Source organism: Streptomyces sp. NPDC059477, assembly GCF_042749375.1.
GTDB lineage: Bacteria > Actinomycetota > Actinomycetes > Streptomycetales > Streptomycetaceae > Streptomyces.
Window position 1 is genome coordinate 1063 of the sequence record NZ_JBHYUG010000183.1, and the last position, 2704, is coordinate 3766.

A 2704-nucleotide genomic window follows, 5' to 3' on the forward strand; every position below is an offset into this window, starting at 1 on the left:
GCGCCCCCCCTCCGCCCACCCCCACCCCCACAAGCCGCCCCACGCCCACCGCAACGACCTACCCCCCACCCCCCCGCGGCCCGCCCCCCCCGCCCCAGCCCCCGCCGCGCACCTCACCGAGGCCGGGCGGTTCGGGCGCGAGGGCGAGGCCGTGGCGGAGACCGGCGACGGAGGTGAAGGCGACGGCGTGCGCGGCGGCGCCGTGCAGGGACTCGGCGAGGTTGGCCAGGAAGCAGTCGACGGTGCCGGAGGTGTCGGCGACCTGTTCGGCGAGGAGTTCCAGGCGGACGGTCTCCTGGACGTCGGCGGCGGCGGCGGACGCCAGTTCGGCCGGGCCGGTGAGGTCGTCGGGCAGGCCGGTGTCGATGACGAAGGTGGTGATGCCGCTGCCGCGTAACAGCCTTCGGCCGGATTCCAGGACGCCCAGTTCGCGGCGGCGGGCGAGGTAGTGGGCGGGTGGGCAGTGCGGTTCCAGGCCGAGCAGCGGGGGGCACCAGCGGCGTACCGCGAAACCGGTCTGGGTGTCGAAGAGGGTGGTGCCGGGGGCGGGCGGGCCCTCGGTGCGGGAGAGGTGGGCCTCGAAGGTGCCCAGGCCCAGTTCCGTGCGGAGCACTCCGTGGCAGTACTGGTCCACCAGTGAGGGTGTGTCGATCATGGGGGCTCCCCGTTGTGGGCCGGTCCCTTCCGTGGGTTAACGGGTGAGCGTTGGTTCGGGTGTTGTGCGGGGGGTGGTGTGGCTTGATTGCCGGGTGCGGGTGCGTTGTGGTTGCTCGCGCCCACGCGGCGGAGCCGCATGTCGACACAGCCCCGCGCCCCTGAAGGGCGTCGGTCAGCCGCCGATTTGAATGCCTGCCATGCGCTTCCACTCGTACTCGCCTGTTCTCACCTTCGCGGCGAACTCGCCGTCGAAGGATTCGTGGCGGGTGATGCCGGACTTCTCCACCGCCCGCTCGGCCACGGTGTAGGTGGGGGCCACCAGGTCGCCCCAGGTGCCGTCCTCGGCCACGAGGACGATTCGGGCGCCGCGTTCGCCGAGGTAGGCGATCTGGCCCTCGGCGCCGCCGTGCTTCTTGGCGAAGGCGCCGATCTGCTTCGCGAGGCGGGCGGCCTTGCGCTCGTCGACCTGCTGGGTGTCTGCCATGGTCAGGATGCTACCGAGGGGTAAGGGGGTGGGGTACGTGACGCTTGCCTCAGGGCTCCCGCAGGGGCTAGCGCAGGAAGGGGTCGACGGCCACGGCCACGAACAGCAGCGACACGTAGGTGATCGACCAGTGGAACAGGCGCATCTCCTTGAGCTTGCCGCCCGTCACCTCCGCCTTCGCGCGGTTCTGGAGTCCGTGCGCCTCCCAGAGCCACCAGCCGCCCGCGGCCAGCGCGACCGCCGTGTAGAACCAGCCGGTGTAACCGAGCGGGGTGAGCAGCAGGGAGACGGCGACCATGACCCAGCTGTAGATCACGATCTGCTGGGCGACGACCTTGTTCGAGGCGATCACCGGGAGCATGGGGACGCCGACGCGCGCGTAGTCCTCGCGGACCTTCATGGACAGCGGCCAGTAGTGCGGCGGGGTCCAGAAGAAGATGACGAGGAAGAGGATGACGGGGGCCCAGGAGAGCGAGTTGGTCACCGCGGACCAGCCGATCAGGACCGGCATGCAGCCCGCGATGCCGCCCCACACGATGTTCTGCGAGGTGCGGCGCTTGAGGATCATCGTGTAGACGACGACGTAGAAGAGGAGGGCGCCGAGGGAGAGCCAGGCGGAGAGCCAGTTGACGGCGAGGCCGAAGAGGAGGGTGGAGGCAATGGCGAGGGTGATGCCGAAGGCCAGGCACTCGCGGGGGCTGACCATGCCGGTGACGAGGGGGCGCTGCGAGGTGCGGTCCATCAGCGCGTCGATGTCACGGTCGATGTACATGTTGAGGGCGTTGGCGCCGCCCGCGGAGAGATAGCCGCCGACGCAGGTGAGCAGCACCAGCAGGAGATCGGGCACGCCCTGCTCCGCCAGGAACATCACCGGAACGGTGGTGATCAGCAGCAGCTCGATGATCCGCGGCTTGGTCAGCGCCACGAACGCCTTGACACGGGCCCCGAACGGCCGGTGACTCGGGCTCTGGCTCGTCCCGATAACCCCCGCAGGACGGGATTCAACGGCCGTCACGCACACCCCTGACAGAGACATCCCAGCAGGCCTCCCCGTGTGAAGTCCGGGTAAAGGCCCGCGCGTACCACGCCACTGTAGACGTTGCCCAGACCGGGACATTCGCGGGGGTGGTGTCGTGTCCGAGGGTGCCTCCGGAAGAGCCCTCCGAGACGCCCGAACGCGGGCGGAGGTGCGGGGGGTGAGGCGCGGGGGTGTGCGGGGTGCGTGGGGACGGGGCGCGGGGTGCGCGGCACGCGTGGGGGCGCGGGGGCAGGGGTGCGGGGCGGGCAGGGGAGCACAGGTGTGCGGGGCGGGGGCACGGGGCGAGGGTGCGCGGCGGGCGCGAGGACACAGGGCGCGAGAGGTGCGCGGCACGCGCGGGGGGCTGGGCGGCACCTTCCGGGCGGATGCGCGCGGGGGGGGGGGTGGCGGGCCTCGGCGCCTTCCGGACGGACCCGCGCGGTGGGCCGTGACGGACACCAACATCTCCCCGGCCGACGCGCACGATCGACCGTGACCCACACCAACACCTCCCCGACCAACCCCCCCGAACGACCGTAACCCAC

Annotated in this window: 2 protein-coding genes and 1 pseudogene; all 3 read right to left on the bottom strand. The window is 71.6% G+C overall.

Annotated features, from left to right (window positions below):
* Nucleotides 1-104: 104 nt before the first annotated feature.
* A pseudogene (locus ACFXAZ_RS39400) lies at nt 105-655 on the bottom strand (amidohydrolase); the annotation flags it as partial.
* Between the two features lie 174 nt (nt 656-829).
* Nucleotides 830-1141 carry a hypothetical protein gene (locus ACFXAZ_RS39405; RefSeq protein ID WP_384601863.1) on the bottom strand — a complete coding sequence of 104 codons (312 nt, stop codon included), beginning with the start codon at nt 1139-1141 and terminating at the stop codon, nt 830-832.
* A 67-nt stretch (nt 1142-1208) separates the two neighbouring features.
* On the bottom strand, nt 1209-2162 hold the full coding sequence (locus tag ACFXAZ_RS39410; RefSeq protein ID WP_384601866.1) for a heme o synthase: 954 nt from the start codon (nt 2160-2162) through the stop codon (nt 1209-1211).
* Between the last annotated feature and the right edge of the window lie 542 nt (nt 2163-2704).

What these genes read in the sequence shown, in the direction of transcription:
- ACFXAZ_RS39405 (WP_384601863.1), bottom strand. Translation starts at nt 1,141, where the DNA reads ATGGCAGACACCCAGCAGGTCGACGAGCGCAAGGCCGCCCGCCTCGCG.